Origin of the sequence: Salmonella bongori NCTC 12419 (genome assembly GCF_000252995.1) — a bacterium.
Lineage (GTDB): Bacteria > Pseudomonadota > Gammaproteobacteria > Enterobacterales > Enterobacteriaceae > Salmonella > Salmonella bongori.
Map to the genome: position 1 here is coordinate 1,534,674 of NC_015761.1, position 17,313 is coordinate 1,551,986.

The 17,313-nt window shown below is 51.1% G+C and carries 12 protein-coding genes; 9 read left to right on the forward strand and 3 right to left on the reverse strand.

Annotation, left to right across the window (positions count from 1 at the left end):
• Positions 1 to 7 precede the first annotated feature (7 nt).
• From SBG_RS07250 to SBG_RS07270, 5 genes are all read left to right on the forward strand, one after another.
• On the forward strand, positions 8 to 3,748 hold the full coding sequence (locus SBG_RS07250) for a nitrate reductase subunit alpha (protein WP_000040416.1): 3,741 nt from the start codon (positions 8 to 10) through the stop codon (positions 3,746 to 3,748).
• Positions 3,745 to 5,289 carry a nitrate reductase subunit beta gene (narH, locus tag SBG_RS07255; RefSeq protein WP_001222669.1) on the forward strand — a complete coding sequence of 515 codons (1,545 nt, stop codon included), beginning with the start codon at positions 3,745 to 3,747 and terminating at the stop codon, positions 5,287 to 5,289. Before SBG_RS07250 ends, narH begins: the two co-directional genes overlap by 4 nt.
• On the forward strand, positions 5,289 to 5,984 hold the full coding sequence (narW, locus tag SBG_RS07260) for a nitrate reductase molybdenum cofactor assembly chaperone (RefSeq protein WP_001166339.1): 696 nt from the start codon (positions 5,289 to 5,291) through the stop codon (positions 5,982 to 5,984). Before narH ends, narW begins: the two co-directional genes overlap by 1 nt.
• On the forward strand, positions 5,981 to 6,661 hold the full coding sequence (gene narI, locus SBG_RS07265) for a respiratory nitrate reductase subunit gamma (protein ID WP_000582242.1): 681 nt from the start codon (positions 5,981 to 5,983) through the stop codon (positions 6,659 to 6,661). Before narW ends, narI begins: the two co-directional genes overlap by 4 nt.
• A gap of 108 nt (positions 6,662 to 6,769) precedes the next feature.
• Positions 6,770 to 7,663, forward strand: coding sequence for a PhzF family isomerase (locus SBG_RS07270; protein ID WP_000804281.1), 894 nt, complete (start codon positions 6,770 to 6,772; stop codon positions 7,661 to 7,663).
• Between the two features lie 36 nt (positions 7,664 to 7,699).
• On the opposite strand, the gene nhoA is transcribed toward SBG_RS07270, so the two are convergent.
• The gene (gene nhoA, locus SBG_RS07275; protein WP_000200340.1) at positions 7,700 to 8,545 is read right to left on the reverse strand and encodes an N-hydroxyarylamine O-acetyltransferase; all 846 of its coding nucleotides are present in this window, start codon (positions 8,543 to 8,545) and stop codon (positions 7,700 to 7,702) included.
• A gap of 205 nt (positions 8,546 to 8,750) precedes the next feature.
• Entirely contained in the window at positions 8,751 to 9,569 is an 819-nt protein-coding gene (locus SBG_RS07280) for a helix-turn-helix domain-containing protein (protein ID WP_001050941.1), read from the reverse strand.
• A 203-nt stretch (positions 9,570 to 9,772) separates the two neighbouring features.
• Here SBG_RS07280 and SBG_RS07285 point away from each other — a divergent pair, with 203 nt between their 5' ends.
• Genes SBG_RS07285 through SBG_RS07295 form a run of 3 tightly spaced genes read left to right on the forward strand, consistent with a single transcriptional unit; the run spans position 9,773 to position 14,386 of the window.
• Positions 9,773 to 11,335 (forward strand): alpha-L-rhamnosidase-related protein, encoded by a 1,563-nt coding sequence (locus tag SBG_RS07285; protein ID WP_000075782.1) that lies wholly within the window; start codon positions 9,773 to 9,775, stop codon positions 11,333 to 11,335.
• A gap of 23 nt (positions 11,336 to 11,358) precedes the next feature.
• A complete protein-coding gene (locus SBG_RS07290) occupies positions 11,359 to 12,738 on the forward strand; it encodes a glycoside-pentoside-hexuronide (GPH):cation symporter (protein ID WP_000818128.1) in 1,380 nt (459 codons plus the stop codon).
• A 31-nt stretch (positions 12,739 to 12,769) separates the two neighbouring features.
• Complete coding sequence (locus SBG_RS07295; RefSeq protein ID WP_001223042.1) at positions 12,770 to 14,386, forward strand: carbohydrate porin; 1,617 nt, start codon at positions 12,770 to 12,772, stop codon at positions 14,384 to 14,386.
• A 73-nt stretch (positions 14,387 to 14,459) separates the two neighbouring features.
• Here SBG_RS07295 and SBG_RS21080 read toward each other — a convergent pair whose 3' ends face one another.
• On the reverse strand, positions 14,460 to 15,380 hold the full coding sequence (locus tag SBG_RS21080; protein WP_001132289.1) for a hypothetical protein: 921 nt from the start codon (positions 15,378 to 15,380) through the stop codon (positions 14,460 to 14,462).
• Positions 15,381 to 15,760: 380 nt separating this feature from the next.
• Here SBG_RS21080 and ansP point away from each other — a divergent pair, with 380 nt between their 5' ends.
• Positions 15,761 to 17,263 (forward strand): L-asparagine permease, encoded by a 1,503-nt coding sequence (gene ansP, locus SBG_RS07305; protein ID WP_000848150.1) that lies wholly within the window; start codon positions 15,761 to 15,763, stop codon positions 17,261 to 17,263.
• The last annotated feature ends 50 nt before the right edge of the window (positions 17,264 to 17,313 follow it).

Here is a 17,313-nt window from a genome sequence, read left to right on the forward strand (position 1 = left end):
AAATGTCATGAGTAAACTGTTGGATCGCTTTCGTTACTTTAAACAAAAAGGCGATACCTTTGCCGAAGGCCACGGTCAGGTGATGCACACCAACCGTGACTGGGAAGACAGTTATCGCCAGCGCTGGCAGTTTGACAAAATTGTGCGCTCCACCCATGGCGTTAACTGTACCGGTTCCTGTAGCTGGAAGATTTACGTAAAAAATGGTCTGGTAACCTGGGAAACGCAACAGACGGATTACCCGCGTACCCGTCCCGATCTGCCTAATCATGAACCTCGCGGCTGCCCGCGTGGCGCGAGCTATTCCTGGTATCTGTACAGCGCCAATCGCCTGAAATACCCATTGGTGCGTAAACGTTTAATCGCGCTGTGGCGCGATGCGTTGACCGAGCACGGCGATCCGGTGTTGGCATGGGAATCGATTATGAACGATCCGCAAAAGTGCCAGAGCTATAAGCAGGTGCGCGGGCGCGGCGGATTTATTCGTTCTACCTGGAAGGAGCTAAACCAGCTGATTGCCGCCGCTAACGTGTGGACCATAAAAACCTACGGCCCGGATCGGGTGGCGGGATTTTCGCCGATCCCGGCGATGTCAATGGTTTCCTACGCCGCGGGCACGCGCTACCTTTCCCTGCTGGGCGGCACCTGCCTGAGCTTTTATGACTGGTACTGCGATTTACCACCGGCATCACCGATGACCTGGGGCGAGCAAACCGACGTGCCGGAATCCGCCGACTGGTATAACTCCAGCTATATCATCGCCTGGGGATCAAACGTACCGCAAACACGAACTCCGGACGCCCATTTCTTCACCGAAGTCCGCTACAAAGGCACCAAAACCATCGCCATCACCCCGGACTATTCGGAAGTCGCCAAGCTGTGTGACCAGTGGCTGGCGCCGAAACAGGGAACCGATAGCGCCCTTGCGATGGCGATGGGACACGTGATTTTAAAAGAGTTCCACCTGGATAATCCCAGCGACTACTTCCTTAATTACTGCCGTCGTTATACCGACATGCCGATGCTGGTTCTGCTCGATTCCCGTGATGACGGCAGCTTTGTCCCCGGACGTATGATGCGCGCCTCGGATCTCATTGATGGGCTTGGGGAAGCGAATAACCCCGAGTGGAAAACTGTCGCCTTCAATAGCGCAGGTGAAATGGTCGTGCCGAACGGCTCAATTGGTTTCCGCTGGGGGGAAACAGGTAAATGGAATCTGGAATCGCTGGCCGCTGGCGTTGAAACAGAACTGTCGCTGTCATTGCTCGGTCTGCACGACGACGTGGCGAGCCTGGCTTTCCCCTACTTCGGCGGCAACGAAAACCCGCATTTTCGCAGCGTTAAACAAGAGCCGGTGTTGATCCGCCAGCTGCCCGTCAAACGCCTGACCCTGGCGGACGGCAGCGAGCGCGCGGTGGTAAGCGTGTACGATCTGGTGCTGGCGAACTACGGTCTGGATCGCGGGCTGGAGGATACCCACAGCGCCAAAGATTACGCAGAGATAAAAGCCTACACCCCGGCCTGGGGCGAACAAATTACCGGCGTACCGCGTCGCCACATCGAGCAGATCGCCCGTGAGTTTGCCGATACCGCGCATAAAACGCATGGCCGGTCGATGATTATTCTGGGTGCCGGGGTCAACCACTGGTATCACATGGACATGAACTACCGGGGAATGATCAATATCCTGGTGTTTTGTGGCTGTGTGGGGCAAACCGGCGGTGGCTGGGCGCACTATGTCGGACAGGAAAAGCTGCGACCGCAAACCGGCTGGCTACCGTTGGCTTTTGCGCTGGACTGGAACCGTCCGCCGCGTCAGATGAACAGTACTTCATTTTTCTATAATCACGCGAGTCAGTGGCGCTATGAAAAGCTCACCGCGCAGGAGCTTCTTTCGCCGTTGGCCGACCCGGATAAGTTCAGCGGTCATCTGATCGATTTTAACGTGCGAGCCGAGCGGATGGGCTGGCTGCCCTCCGCGCCGCAACTTAACCTTAATCCGCTAAGCATAAAGGCCAGAGCGGAACAAGCGGGAGTATCGCCCGCAGAATTTACCGCGCAGGCGTTGAAGTCCGGGGAGATCCGTATGGCCTGTGAACAGCCTGATAGCGGCATTAATCACCCACGTAACCTGTTCGTCTGGCGTTCCAACCTGCTGGGTTCGTCCGGCAAGGGGCATGAGTATATGCTCAAATATCTGCTGGGTACGGAAAGCGGTATTCAGGGGGAAGCGCTGGGGTCAAGTGAAGGTATCAAACCTGAAGAGGTTGAATGGCAGGCCGCCGCGATTGAGGGCAAACTCGATCTGCTGGTCACGCTTGATTTCCGTATGTCCAGCACCTGCCTGTTTTCCGATATCGTTCTGCCAACCGCCACCTGGTATGAAAAAGACGATATGAACACCTCGGATATGCATCCGTTCATCCACCCGCTATCTGCCGCTGTTGATCCGGCGTGGGAATCGAAAAGCGACTGGGAAATCTACAAAGGGCTCGCGAAAGTGTTTTCCGAAGTGTGCGTGGGTCATTTGGGACAGGAAACCGATGTAGTGTTGCAACCTTTGCAACATGACTCTCCGGCAGAGCTGGCGCAGCCGTTTGATATTGCTGACTGGCGCAAAGGCGAATGCGATCTCATCCCCGGAAAAACGGCACCTAATATCGTGGTGGTCGAGCGTGATTACCCCGCTACCTGGGAGCGTTTTACGTCGCTCGGTCCGCTGATGGATAAGCTGGGGAATGGCGGTAAGGGAATTTCGTGGAATACGCAAAACGAAGTCGATTTTCTCGGCAAGCTTAATTACACCAAGCGGGAAGGCCCGGCGAAAGGCAGACCGCTGATTGAAACGGCGCTGGATGCTTCAGAGGTTATTCTTGCGCTGGCACCGGAAACCAACGGTCAGGTAGCGGTTAAAGCCTGGGAAGCGTTGGGCGCAATCACCGGTCGGGAACATACCCATCTGGCTTTAAACAAGGAAGATGAGAAGATCCGCTTCCGGGACATTCAGGCACAGCCGCGAAAAATCATCTCCAGCCCCACCTGGTCCGGGCTGGAAAGTGAACACGTCTCCTATAACGCCGGTTATACCAATGTTCATGAGCTGATCCCCTGGCGTACCCTGTCCGGTCGCCAACAGTTGTATCAGGATCATGCGTGGATGCGCGCCTTTGGCGAGAGTCTGGTGGCTTACCGTCCGCCAATCGATACCCGCAGCGTCAGCGAAATGCGCGAGGTGCCGCCAAATGGTTTCCCGGAAAAAGCACTTAACTTCCTGACGCCGCACCAGAAATGGGGCATTCACTCCACCTATAGCGAAAACCTGCTGATGCTCACACTGTCGCGTGGCGGGCCGATTGTCTGGATCAGCGAAACCGATGCCCGCGAACTGGGTATTGAAGATAACGACTGGATTGAGGCCTTCAATGCCAACGGCGCGCTAACGGCGCGAGCGGTAGTCAGCCAGCGCGTTCCGCCAGGGATGACGATGATGTACCACGCTCAGGAACGCATCATGAATATTCCGGGGTCAGAAATTACCGGTATGCGCGGTGGGATCCACAACTCGGTCACCCGCGTTTGTCCAAAACCAACGCATATGATCGGCGGCTATGCGCAGTTAGCCTACAGCTTTAACTACTACGGGACGGTTGGCTCAAACCGCGATGAATTCATCATGATTAGAAAAATGAAAAATATCGACTGGCTGGACGAAGAAGGCCGGGACCAGGTACAGGAGGCGAAAAAATGAGAATACGCTCGCAGGTTGGCATGGTCCTTAACCTTGATAAATGCATCGGTTGCCACACGTGCTCAGTCACTTGTAAAAACGTCTGGACCGGGCGTGAAGGGATGGAATACGCATGGTTTAACAACGTGGAAACCAAGCCCGGCATCGGCTACCCAAAAAATTGGGAAGATCAGGAGGAGTGGCAAGGCGGCTGGGTTCGGGACATTAACGGTAAAATCAGGCCGCGTCTGGGCGGCAAAATGGGGGTTATCACCAAAATCTTCGCTAACCCGGTGATCCCGCAAATCGACGATTACTATGAGCCGTTTACCTTCGACTATCAGCATTTGCACAGCGCGCCGGAGGGCAAGTACCAGCCCACCGCCCGCCCGCGTTCGCTGATTGACGGAAAACGGATGGATAAAATTATCTGGGGACCCAACTGGGAAGAGTTGCTCGGCGGTGAGTTTGAAAAGCGTGCCCGCGACCGTAACTTCGACAAAATTCAGAAAGAAATGTACGGCCAGTTTGAAAATACTTTCATGATGTATTTGCCGCGCTTATGCGAACACTGTCTGAACCCAAGTTGTGTCGCCACCTGCCCGAGCGGCGCTATTTATAAGCGTGAAGAAGACGGTATTGTGCTGATTGACCAGGATAAATGCCGTGGCTGGCGCCTGTGCATCAGCGGCTGCCCATATAAGAAAATTTACTTTAACTGGAAGAGCGGCAAGTCTGAGAAGTGCATCTTTTGCTATCCACGTATCGAATCCGGTCAGCCCACCGTTTGCTCAGAAACCTGCGTTGGCCGCATCCGTTATCTCGGTGTACTGCTGTACGACGCCGATCGTATCGAAGAGGCCGCCAGCACCGAACATGAAACCGATCTCTATGAACGTCAGTGCGGGGTCTTCCTCAATCCAAACGATCCGGTCGTGATTGAAGAAGCGCTGAAGCAAGGGATTCCGCAAAACGTGATTGACGCTGCTCAAAGGTCGCCGGTTTATAAAATGGCGATGGACTGGAAGCTGGCGCTGCCGCTGCATCCGGAGTATCGCACTCTCCCTATGGTCTGGTATGTGCCACCGTTATCGCCGATTCAATCCTATGCCGATGCAGGCGGTTTGCCTCAGTCAGAGGGGATCCTGCCAGCGATAGAAAGCCTGCGCATTCCGGTGCAGTATCTGGCCAATATGCTCAGCGCAGGTGATACCGGCCCGGTTCTTCGCGCCCTGAAACGGATGATGGCAATGCGCCACTATATGCGTTCGCAAACGGTGGAAGGCGTCACAGATACACGTGCGATTGAGGAAGTCGGCCTGAGCGTCGAGCAGGTTGAAGAAATGTACCGTTATCTGGCGATTGCCAACTATGAAGATCGCTTTGTGATCCCCACCAGCCACCGGGAAATGGCGCGCGACGCCTTCCCTGAGCGCAATGGCTGCGGCTTCACTTTTGGTGATGGTTGCCACGGTTCTGATACCAAATTTAACCTGTTTAACAGTAGCCGTATTGATGCCATCAATATTACTGAAGTGCGTGATAAGGCGGAGGGTGAATAATGCAAATCCTCAAGGTGATTGGCCTGCTGATGGAGTATCCGGATGAACTATTGTGGGAGTGTAAAGATGACGCGCTGGCACTGGTACGCCATGAAGCGCCCATGTTAACCGATTTCACCCGCGAACTGCTTAATGCCCCTTTGCTCGACAAACAGGCCGAGTGGTGCGAGGTGTTCGATCGTGGGCGCGCCACCTCGCTGTTACTGTTTGAACATGTCCATGCAGAATCGCGCGATCGTGGTCAGGCGATGGTCGACTTGCTCAACCAGTATGAGAAGGTGGGGCTGCAACTTGACTGCCGCGAATTGCCGGATCATCTACCACTCTATCTGGAATATCTTAGCGTTCTGCCGGAGGCACAAGCCCGCGAAGGATTGCAAAATGTAGCACCTATTCTGGCGCTGCTCGGCGGTCGTCTTAAACAGCGGCAAACGCCGTGGTACCCGTTGTTTGATGCCCTGCTACAGCTGGCAGGCAGTCCGCTGTCAAGTGACAGTGTCACAAAACAGGTTATCCAGGAAACCCGCGATGACACCCGTCAGGCTCTGGACGCTGTATGGGAGGAGGAACAGGTGAAGTTTATCGACGAGAACGCCACCGCCTGTGACAGTTCCCCATTGCAGAATTATCAACGACGCTTTAGCCAGGACGTTGCGCCACAATACGTTGACGTCAGTGCGGGAGGCCCGAAATGATACATTATCTGAACGTCTTTTTTTACGATATCTATCCGTATATTTGCGCGACGGTTTTCTTCCTGGGAAGCTGGCTGCGCTATGACTATGGGCAATACACCTGGCGCGCCTCCTCCAGTCAGATGCTGGATAAACGGGGGATGGTGGTATGGTCAAATTTGTTCCACATCGGGATTCTGGGGATTTTCTTTGGCCATCTGTTCGGTATGCTAACGCCTCACTGGATGTATGCCTGGTTCCTGCCGATTGCGGCTAAACAGCAGATGGCCATGATTCTGGGTGGTGTCTGTGGGGTATTAACGCTGATCGGCGGTGCGGGTCTGTTGTGGCGTCGCCTGACCAACCAGCGTGTGCGCGCTACCTCGACGATGCCGGATATCATTATCATGAGTATCCTGCTGATCCAGTGCCTGCTGGGTCTGAGTACTATTCCATTCTCGGCACAATATCCCGATGGCAGCGAAATGATGAAGCTGGTTGGCTGGGCACAAAGCATCGTCACCTTCCGGGGAGGCTCGTCGGAAATGCTGACCGGTGTGGCGTTCGTTTTCCGTGTTCACCTGGTGCTCGGGATGACGATTTTCCTGCTCTTCCCCTTCACTCGCCTGGTACATGTCTGGAGTGCGCCATTTGAATATTTCACCCGCCGCTATCAGATAGTCCGTTCCCGACGTTAATTTATTCTTGCCCGGCGGCGCAAGCATACCGGGCAAAGAAAAATGCGTGGGCGTCGTCATTCGGCAGCGTATAAGCTATGATGATTCTCCAGTCAAAGGAGGACATCCATGAAACCGCAGATTTACCATGTTGACGCCTTCACCTGTGCCCCCTTTCGCGGCAACTCTGCTGGCGTTGTTTTATATGCGGATACACTAAGCGACGCTCAAATGCAATTGATTGCCCGTGAACTTCGCCATTCGGAAACCGCCTTTTTGCTAAAAAGCGAAGATAGCGACGTGCGCATACGCTACTTTACACCAACGGCAGAAGTCCCCATTTGCGGCCATGCCACTATAGCCGCGCATTATGTTCGGGCAACCGTACTGGGATTGGGGAACACTACCGTCTGGCAGACATCGTTAGCAGGTCGCCATCGTGTTGAAATTCATGCCGAAAATAACGACTATCGCATCACGCTGGAGCAAGGCCGTCCCTGTTTTGAACCACCGCTTGTCGGCGAAATTAGGGCCGCCATCATTGCTGCGCTGAATCTTACTGAAGATGATCTGGTGCCGGCAGCGCCAATTCAGGTGGTCTCAACCGGACATGGCAAAGTGATGATTCTGCTCAAACCAGACGTCGATATCGATGCCCTTTCCCCGGATCTGGCTGCATTAACGGCCATTGGGCAACAAATTGGCTGCAATGGCTTTTTCCCTTTCCAGGTTCGTCCAGGAAAAAGCGAAACGGATGGAAGGATGTTTTCTCCGGCAATCGGAATTGTAGAAGATCCGGTAACAGGGAATGCAAATGGGCCGATGGGGGCCTGGCTAGTCCACCATAATCTGATGGCGCATGACGGTAAATCACTACAGATTAAAGGCCATCAGGGACGTGCATTGGGAAGAGACGGTGTTGTTGATGTGACTGTCACCATTCACGATAACCAACCAAAAAACGTCACGATATCCGGCAAAGCCGTTATCTTGTTTCATGCCGAATGGGCCATTAGCTTTTAATCTGTACCTGGTTTCATCCCTTTTGTCGGCAAAATATTATTTCCCCGCCTCAGGATGGGTATCGAATGCGGCCATTACCGCAGCCAGTTCCGGCTCGGTAAAGCCGTGCTTTGTATCATCTACCCCTAAATTAAACCGTTGCTGTAGCAGCGAATAAAGCGATGACACATCCGGTAAGTGAAGCTGTTCCACTGCTCGCCCCTGTTGATAATGCGTAAAGTGGAAGTTCGTTAACGTCAGCTTCCCGCCGTCAGGTAAATGGCGGCACATCAATAAATGATGGCGAAAATGTGATTGCGGCCAGTGAGCCGACCAGAAATTCCCCATCACGTGGTCGCTCTGTTGTTGTGTCCCCAGATCAAAACAGTACATTGGTTGCCAGTGTTCATGGTGGCGGAAGTGTAAAATCCATGCTTCTCCCTCCTGCGCCAGGCGGTACTCACCATGTGGTGTCTGCTGTGCAATTTCAGCCTGCAAACGAATCGGTGCGGTTAACGTCTGCCCGCCAAAACCGACGTCTGCTATCCACCGTTCTCCTTCAACATCAACCAGCAATAAACGGTGCGTACGCGGCGGTAAATGGGAGGGATGCGTCAGGATCACACGCCCTAATAAGCTCCGGACGTTAAAACCGATTTCACGCAACGCACGTTCAAACAGGCCATTCTGCTCAAAACAATACCCACCGCGCCGGGCATGCAGCAATTTCTCTTCTAACGCCGACTCATCAAGCTGAATCTCTCGAGGAAGTAGCACATCCAGATTTTCAAAAGGAATTGCGCAGTTATGCGCTAAGTGAAGCGCGCTGAGCGTATCAAGGGTAGGACTCATCAATGCAGGACTATTTAACCGTGTAAAATAAGCATGTAGAAAAGAGGTCATCTGGGGCTTCCATTAACGTTAATGCTTGCATTCAGCACACAGGCTGACGCAGATATCTCTGCGCAACAGGATATCCCATCGGTGGAATATCGTTATGATATTTTTGAAAAAAAATACTACAAACCACCATCTACCCTGCTGTTTTAGCGACGGTTTAGTCACCCGGGAAGCGTGTCTAAATGGTGCTCCTCTTACTTATAACTATTTATGTACGCCGACGCTCATCGCTGGGCGTAATACCGAATACTTTCTTATACAGCGTCGTAAAATGGTTACTGTTGCTGAATCCGCACATATAAGCGATCCCGGTGATTGACATATCTGTCTCGCGTAATTTTACGCGGGCGGAAACCAGACGCAGACGTTTCAGATAACTATCCGGAGTTAAGCCGGTAGCCTCTTTAATATGGCGAAATGTGGTGCGCGGGGTGAGATGAAACCGCGACGCCAACTGATGCCAGTCATGTTCCTGAAAACAGTTTTCTTGCAGATAAGTGAGTAACTTATGTAATTTATAACGGGTATTGTTGTATTCCGTTTCCGTTTGCGCGTGCAGAATAGTCGTGACCAATTGAAAAAAAGACGCTTCCCGTAAGGCGCATTTATCGTCATCAGCAAACGGTAACGAGAAGATTTTTTCAATAAGTGAACGGCATTGCATTCTTGTATCCGGTGATAGCCAGCCGTAACAGGCGGCCTCGCGAGCACAAAATGGTCGTAGTAGCGGTTCGATTTCCTGCAAATAATGAAATGTCTTATGTGGATTAATTAACACATTGATTAATTTCAGCGTCCCTAACTCGTCATAAAAATGGTGATCTTCCGCCTGAACGTAAAAAATATCGCCCTGCTGAATATATAACGGATTATCATTAATCACGTGTAACCCATGTCCTTCTTCAACAATCACTAACTCATCAAACTCATGGCAATGTTCGCTACTATTGTCCTCCGGATCGCTGGAATAAAGCGCCAGCTTATGATTTACAGAAGGAAAGTAATAGTCAACGGTCAACAAGTTCATCTTTTTTATCCGGCCCGTAGTTCAACGTGAAGAAACATAAAACATTCGCTGGCGCATCACGAGTGTTGTTTTTTAATTTGTGATCGTACACAAGTGGACCTCATTATCAGTGCCAGACAGCGCAACAGATTGGCAATCCTGAAGTGGCTGGTTTAGCCGTTTTCTTCGCATACTGCCCTCATCAAACGTAGAGAGGACGCAGTATGTCTCAGGCAATACAGCAGCACCCGGCTATCGCAATGACCCGCCACCCCTTATTCCTGGCGCGAGCCAACACATTAAAACCCCATCTTTATTCACACGTTGTCACACCAACAGGAAAAATTCAGATAACCGGCACACCGCATCACTGGCAGGCAACACCATGCGGTAATCTCGAGGCTGTATATGCACAGGCCCTGGATACGGGCGACTCGCTGATTCTGGATTTTGGCACCCACTGTGTGGGTTATCTCAGTTTTACCTGTCGCGCAGTAGGCAGTCCGCCGGACGCGCCAGCTCACCTTGCACTGACATTTGGCGAAACGTTGGGCGAAGTCGCGGAACCTTTCAGCAATTATCAGGGCTGGCTGTGTAGTAGCTGGCTGCAACAGCAGCACCTCTATCTTGATGTTTTGCCTGCGCACGTTCAATTACCGCGCCGTTATTGCTTCAGATATCTGAAAATTGATGTTAAGGCGGTATCACGCAAGTTTCATTTACAGTTCGACGATATCACACTCATGGCCGTCACCTCTGCCCCGCCGGGATGCCCGCCTTCTGTGACTGACGATCCGTTATTGCGGAAGATTGATGATGTCTCGGTACTGACACTACGCAACTGTATGCAGGATGTTTTTGAAGACGGTCCGAAGCGTGATCGCCGTCTCTGGTTGGGCGATCTTCGTCTTCAGGCGCTGGTGAACGACGTCACCTTTCGCCATCATGCGCTGGTACAACGCTGCCTGTATCTTTTTGCTGGCAACACACGTGAAGACGGAATGGTGTCAGCTAATATCTTTGTCCAACCGGATGTGATTGCGGATGATACCTTTCTTTTTGATTATTCATTATTTTTTGTTGATGTGCTTTATCAATATATACAAAGCACAAACGATGTCGAGACCCTGAACGCACTATGGCCAGTCGCCAAAAGGCAGGTCGACCTGGCGCTTGAACGCTGCGATATGCGCCATATCGTGCGTGATAGCGACGACTGGTGGTCATTTATCGACTGGAACGATGCGTTAAATAAACAGGCCGCGTCGCAAGGCGTTCTGATTTACTGTCTGCAACGCGCTATCTGGCTGGCGCAACGGTGTGAGCCGGATTGCCTTACCTTATTGAAACCGTCGCTGAATGCGCTAAAAAACGCGGCGCTGCATGAATTCTGGAGCAAACAGGACGGCTTTTATACCAGCGGTGCTGGCAGACAAATCTCCTGCGCGTCACAAATCTGGCTCGTCCTGGCTGATGTGGGGACGCCAGAACATCAGGTCGCCGTAATGAAAAAACTGCTCCGCCATCCACCGAAAATCGCAATGAACACCCCCTATATGCGCCACCATTTTATCGCCGCGCTGCTCCATGTGGGATTACGCGAAGAAGCGACGACGGAAATTAAAAATTATTGGGGCGCGATGATCCACCACGGCGCAGACACTTTCTGGGAGATCTTCGACCCGGCACATCCTGATTATTCCCCGTATGGCAGTACGTTAATTAACAGCTATTGCCATGCGTGGAGTTGTACCCCGGCCTGGTTTATTCGCCAGTTCGGACTTTAATCACAATAAAAAGCGAGCGATTTATGGCTGAGATAACTTTTACTGTATGGCGACAGCGACTGGGCTACGGCATCGCCGATCTTTCCTGTAATTTGATCTGGCAATTAATTTCCTTATATTTAATGTTTTTCTATACCGATGTAATGGGACTTCCCGCTTATTATGTCGGTATTATGTTCCTGGTCACTCGCCTGGTTGATGGTGTGGCGGATGTCTTAATGGGGCTGGTGATTGATAATACAGCCACTCGCTGGGGACGTTGTCGGCCCTGGTTGCTGATTGGCGCCGTGCCTTTTGGCGTGCTGTGTATTCTGGCCTTCTATGTCCCGGAATTGGGCATTACCGGGAAATTAATGTATGCGTTTTTAACGTATTTGTGCCTGTCATTTTTATATACCCTCGTGAATATCCCCTTTTGTGCGATGCTCCCCTTTATTACCAGCGACTCCCGAGAACGTACTATGCTCTCCTCGGTGCGCATTTTATTAGGCTCATTGGGGTCAACCATTGTCGCCGTCGCCACGCTACCGCTGGTTGCCGCACTGGGTAAAGGGAATCAGGCGCAGGGATTTTTTTATACCGCAACGATTTTTGGCGTCATCGCGATTTTCTTTTTACTACTAAGTTTTCGCAACGTGGAGGAAAAGATCACGATTACCCAGGAGCGTATGACCTTAAAACGGGCATGGTCAGGATTAAAACAAAACCAGCCGTGGCTCGTTTTTGCGATTAATATCTTTTTAATGTGGGGCGCTTTTTTCTTCCAGACGGGCTCGCTGGTCTATTTTTTCCACTATTATGTCGGCAATGCAGAATTAACGGCTGTCGTCGCCGGCATCTCCACCTTTGTTCCGCTGATGGGTACCCTGACGGTTCCACTGCTGGCTGTCCGAATGAAAAAACGCTATGTCTATCTGGTCGCCAGCGCCATTAACCTTATTGGCATGGGAATGATGATGGTCTCCGACATGCAGACTCTCGGTCTGATTACAGGGGCTATTGTGATGTCGCTGGGCGCCGGTCAGCGAACGGCGATCTATTTCTCAATGCAGGCTGACCCTGTCGATTATGGCGTCTGGAAAACGGGTATTAATACTGCCGGAATTTTAACCTCGATTAACGGTTTTTTGGGAAAGGTAGCCATGGCGGGCGCGGGTGCTATTACCGGTTTGCTGCTTACTACTGGTGGCTATGTTGCAAACCAAACGCAAACAGCAACAGCCTTGTTAGCGATCAAAGCCTGTTATCTTTATATTCCTGTGGTTTTAATTATAGCCTCAATGGTATGGATAGGTCGTTATTATCGTCTCGATGATGACTATGAAAAAATACGCGCCGATCTTGACGCCGGCAAAACAGAAAAAAATAACGGATATCAAATCGTCCGCGTTATAAAAAAATAATAATCTCCGACTCAATATAAGGAAATATTCTATGCGTATCTCTGTGATAAGCGCAGTGGTGTGTTGCGCGCTTTTTAGCGTAAACAGTGTTCAGGGCGCCAGCCTGACGATTGAACAAAGGCTGGCGATTTTAGAAGCGAAAGTGAATAACGCTGAACGCGAGGCGCGAGAAGCCAGGGTACGGGCGTACCAGGCTGAACAGCGAACGCAGCGCGCCGAAACGCGGGCAACCCTTGCGGAACAACAGATGAAGCAACTGACTGCACGAGCCACCGACAGCGAAAGAAAAATGCAGGAAACGGATAAAAAAGTCACCGCTCAACTGGCAAAAACGTCGCCGCTGGAAGGATTTGAATTTAACGCCTACGCCCGTTCCGGTTTGCTGATTAATAATCATGGTAAAGGAGGACGCGGCGGCCCCGGTGTTTCGCCCGCCAGTTCGTTAAACGGCGATGCACATGTTGGCCGCTTAGGCAATGAAAAAGATAATTATCTGGAGTTAAGTCTGGGGAAAAAAATGACTTTCGACGATGGGGCGTGGGCACATTTTAAAACCATGATTGCCGATGGTGCGAATAATCCCGACCCTTGGGTCCAGGATAATGACAGTCATCATATCAATATACGTCAACTCTATGTCGAAATGGGGAATCTTGCTGATTTTACCGGGCCGTTTAAGAACGCCTCACTATGGGCAGGAAAACGATTCGATCGGGATAATTTTGATATACATTTTACCGACAGTGACATTATGTTCCTTGGGGGGACTGGCGGTGGCATTAACGATGTGCAATGGAGTACTACTCTACGTGGAGATTATTCCGTATATGGCCGTAATTTTGGCGATCTGGGCAGCGATCATTATGAAGATAATGATATTCAGAATGTGATGTTTACCGCTAACCATTTTTATCATAACTGGCAATTAATGCTAACCGGGATGACCGCACAGGGTAATGATCGTCTCAAAGACACTACGTCCACTACCGGTAGTTACGCCTTGCGTAGTGACAATACGGCGAAGAATGGTTATTACGCCATGCTGGCGTATCACGATAAAGCGCGCTTCTATGGTATTACCCGGGGCGTGTCGGAAACGGCACTGCAGTTCGGCGGTGGTTTAGGCGCTGAAACCAGACAACCCGGTAGCGATGGCGATCTTACTGAAGATGCCCTGTCTTTACGGTTTGCATCGTATGGTATTGTTCCGATTGCGAAAAACTGGGAATTGGCTCCTTCGGTGATTGCCCAGCACAGTGAGGACCGCTATCGCAATGGCGATCGTTACGACTGGGCCACCTTTAACCTTCGTGCTTCGCAGGCGATTACACAACATTTTGCTCTGCTCTATGAAGCTTCCTGGCAATATATGGATCTGAACGCCAATGGCAGAACTTATCGTGATAACGGTTCGTTGAATACATATCAGAACGTGAAAGGCAGTTTCTATAAATTGACCTTCGCGCCAACGTTTAAGGTCGGTAATGTTTTTGATATCAAAGCGCGACCGGAGATCCGTTTCTTTGCCACCTGGATGAACTGGGATAAAGCGTTGGATCGGTATGCGACAAACGATGATTTCGGCAGCGAGGGATTTAGCGCTGGAGGCACGTGGAATTTTGGCGTACAAACGGAAATCTGGTTCTGATCGTTTTCCCGCGACACGCCGCAAAAATAGCGGCGTGTTAAATATTTTAACGCGTGGCTCAGCGAGATGAGGCTTATACCAGCGGAGTCGTTGATGATACAGAGCGGGTGTCAGCAGCAACACCTGATGCGATAGCGCCTCGGGCAACATCAGCGATTCTCTCATCCAGAGTTTTAACCGCTTTATTGGGGTCAAGAACAGTGAATATTGATTCTAATTCCTCACAAAGCGTGACCAGACGTCCGTCCACGATGATGTCTTCGTGTGTTGCCTCGTTGGTGAGTAACACCATACTTTGCCCGCTCTCCTCATCCGCCTGATATTCTATAAGTTCAAGCGGGAACTCATCGCCTGCTTCTTCGCGTAACGTTATCCTCACGGTGGTTTGACCTTCGGCTGCAGCCTGGCTCAGTAGCGCATGCAAATCATACATACTGCTAACATATAAACTCTCGCCATAGAGTTGCGGGTCCGGCCCATTTATAACCGGAGCCATTTTAATGATGCCCAGTTGTGAAAAATCTGCCAGCGTCTGATATCCATCGCCAAGAGCATATAATGCTGGCGCCGTTTCAAATTCTTGTTCCAGCTTTAGACAAAATTCTCTGAAAGTTCCGGGAACCACTTCTGTGTGATGATTATCGGATATTCTGACTGCTGGCTCACCGTCTGGACCAGCAGCAATTTCTTCCAGTCTCAAGATACCACCACTTTGAAGATGACATTCAACCGATTTTTTATGTAGCGCAGACGCTGCCATAAGGCTGGCATGAATCCCCTCTGCATTAGCACAATACTCAGCCACTTTAGGTCGAACATTACAATAATGCTCAACTAAGCGAATGATGCCATAGCCAATTCCGAGCGTGAATACGCCTACAATACCCTTTGCCAATTTTGTCGCCAGTTTATTTTCATAGTTCCCCGCTGCATGAGATAGGTTCGTTTCTGCTTTAAGTACCCGGGCATAGGTTCCTGCTGATGTCATTGGCATGATGTTACTCCTTTGTTAGTTATTTTTTACTTTATTGTGAGTTCTGTCTGCGGAGTAAACTTTCAAATAATGTCCAGCCATCAGGCAGTATCTTTCGAGGGTAAAGTATCGTGCGATGCCAGTAAGGTTAATCATTAATGACTGAATGGTGACCACACCGCGCCACATCTGACCACACAAATAAACTCGACATTCTTATTTTATCTTTCTCGTATATTTTGCGTCATTTAACAATTGCAGGTAGGATGCTCCGCCGGCGGTTTTACCCTGTCATACAGAATAAGGGAAAAACCGTATTCGCCATTGCAGGCAATCGATTGTTTAGTCGCCTTCGCGGCATAAGGGATTTTTTTGTCAGACAGGCCATAACAGGTAACATAATGAAAACACATACTACGCACGCCGCAGAGCAACATGCGGCGAAACGACGCTGGCTGAACGCCCATGAAGAGGGCTATCACAAAGCGATGGGGAATCGTCAAGTCCAGATGATTGCTATCGGCGGCGCGATTGGTACCGGATTATTTTTAGGCGCAGGCGCCCGATTGCAAATGGCCGGGCCGGCGCTTGCACTGGTCTATCTGGTGTGCGGCCTTTTTTCCTTTTTCATTTTGCGCGCGCTCGGCGAACTGGTATTGCATCGCCCCTCCAGCGGGAGCTTCGTTTCGTATGCCCGTGAATTTTTGGGTGAAAAAGCGGCCTATGTCGCGGGCTGGATGTACTTTATTAACTGGGCGATGACCGGGATCGTCGATATCACCGCCGTGGCGTTATATATGCATTACTGGGGCGCATTTGGCGACGTTCCGCAGTGGGTATTTGCGCTCGGTGCGTTAGCTATTGTGGGTACGATGAATATGATCGGCGTAAAGTGGTTTGCCGAAATGGAGTTCTGGTTCGCGCTGGTGAAAGTGCTGGCGATCGTTATCTTCCTGGTCGTAGGCACAATTTTCCTCGGAACCGGTCAGCCGCTTGATGGCAATACCACCGGATTCCATCTGATTACTGATAATGGTGGATTTTTTCCGCATGGCCTGTTGCCCGCGCTGGTACTGATTCAGGGCGTGGTGTTCGCCTTTGCTTCAATTGAGCTGGTTGGTACTGCCGCCGGCGAGTGCAAAGATCCGCAGACAATGGTGCCAAAAGCCATCAATAGCGTGATTTGGCGTATCGGTCTCTTCTATGTGGGATCGGTTGTATTGCTGGTGCTGCTGCTACCGTGGAATGCCTACCAGGCGGGGCAAAGCCCGTTCGTCACCTTCTTTTCTAAACTTGGCGTGCCTTACATCGGCAGTATCATGAATATCGTGGTATTGACTGCCGCGCTATCCAGTCTGAATTCCGGGCTTTATTGTACGGGCCGAATCTTACGCTCGATGTCGATGGGGGGTTCCGCGCCGAAATTCATGGCGAAAATGAGCCGTCAGCATGTACCTTATGCGGGTATTCTGGCGACGTTGGTCGTTTATGTTGTTGGCGTATTCCTCAATTATCTGGTGCCCTCCCGTGTATTCGAAATCGTCCTGAATTTTGCCTCACTCGGCATTATCGCCTCGTGGGCGTTTATCATGGTATGCCAGATGCGTTTACGCCAGGCAATAAAAGAAGGCAAAGCCGCAGACGTCAGTTTTAAACTGCCCTTTGCGCCCTTTACCTCGTGGTTGACACTGCTGTTCCTGTTAAGCGTGCTGGTTCTCATGGCGTTTGACTATCCGAATGGAACATACACGATCGCCTCGCTGCCGCTAATCGCCATTCTGCTGGTCGCCGGCTGGTTTGGCGTGCGCCGTCGCGTGGAGGAAATCCATCGCACTGCGCCAGCCACTGCGGCTCCGGCGGAGAGTATAGAGCGTGTAGTCTTAAAAGAAGAGGCCGCGACCTGACGTTATTCCTCCCCGGCAGCGCCAGGCTTGCCGGGGTTATTAATGCGCAT

Excerpts from the sequence above, each read along its gene's own strand:
- SBG_RS07250 (WP_000040416.1), top strand. The coding sequence starts at position 8 with ATGAGTAAACTGTTGGATCGCTTTCGTTACTTTAAACAAAAAGGCGAT.
- narH (WP_001222669.1), top strand. The coding sequence starts at position 3,745 with ATGAGAATACGCTCGCAGGTTGGCATGGTCCTTAACCTTGATAAATGC.
- narW (WP_001166339.1), top strand. The coding sequence starts at position 5,289 with ATGCAAATCCTCAAGGTGATTGGCCTGCTGATGGAGTATCCGGATGAA.
- narI (WP_000582242.1), top strand. The coding sequence starts at position 5,981 with ATGATACATTATCTGAACGTCTTTTTTTACGATATCTATCCGTATATT.
- SBG_RS07270 (WP_000804281.1), top strand. The coding sequence starts at position 6,770 with ATGAAACCGCAGATTTACCATGTTGACGCCTTCACCTGTGCCCCCTTT.
- nhoA (WP_000200340.1), bottom strand. The coding sequence starts at position 8,545 with ATGACCTCTTTTCTACATGCTTATTTTACACGGTTAAATAGTCCTGCA.
- SBG_RS07280 (WP_001050941.1), bottom strand. The coding sequence starts at position 9,569 with ATGAACTTGTTGACCGTTGACTATTACTTTCCTTCTGTAAATCATAAG.
- SBG_RS07285 (WP_000075782.1), top strand. The coding sequence starts at position 9,773 with ATGTCTCAGGCAATACAGCAGCACCCGGCTATCGCAATGACCCGCCAC.
- SBG_RS07290 (WP_000818128.1), top strand. The coding sequence starts at position 11,359 with ATGGCTGAGATAACTTTTACTGTATGGCGACAGCGACTGGGCTACGGC.
- SBG_RS07295 (WP_001223042.1), top strand. The coding sequence starts at position 12,770 with ATGCGTATCTCTGTGATAAGCGCAGTGGTGTGTTGCGCGCTTTTTAGC.
- SBG_RS21080 (WP_001132289.1), bottom strand. The coding sequence starts at position 15,380 with ATGCCAATGACATCAGCAGGAACCTATGCCCGGGTACTTAAAGCAGAA.
- ansP (WP_000848150.1), top strand. The coding sequence starts at position 15,761 with ATGAAAACACATACTACGCACGCCGCAGAGCAACATGCGGCGAAACGA.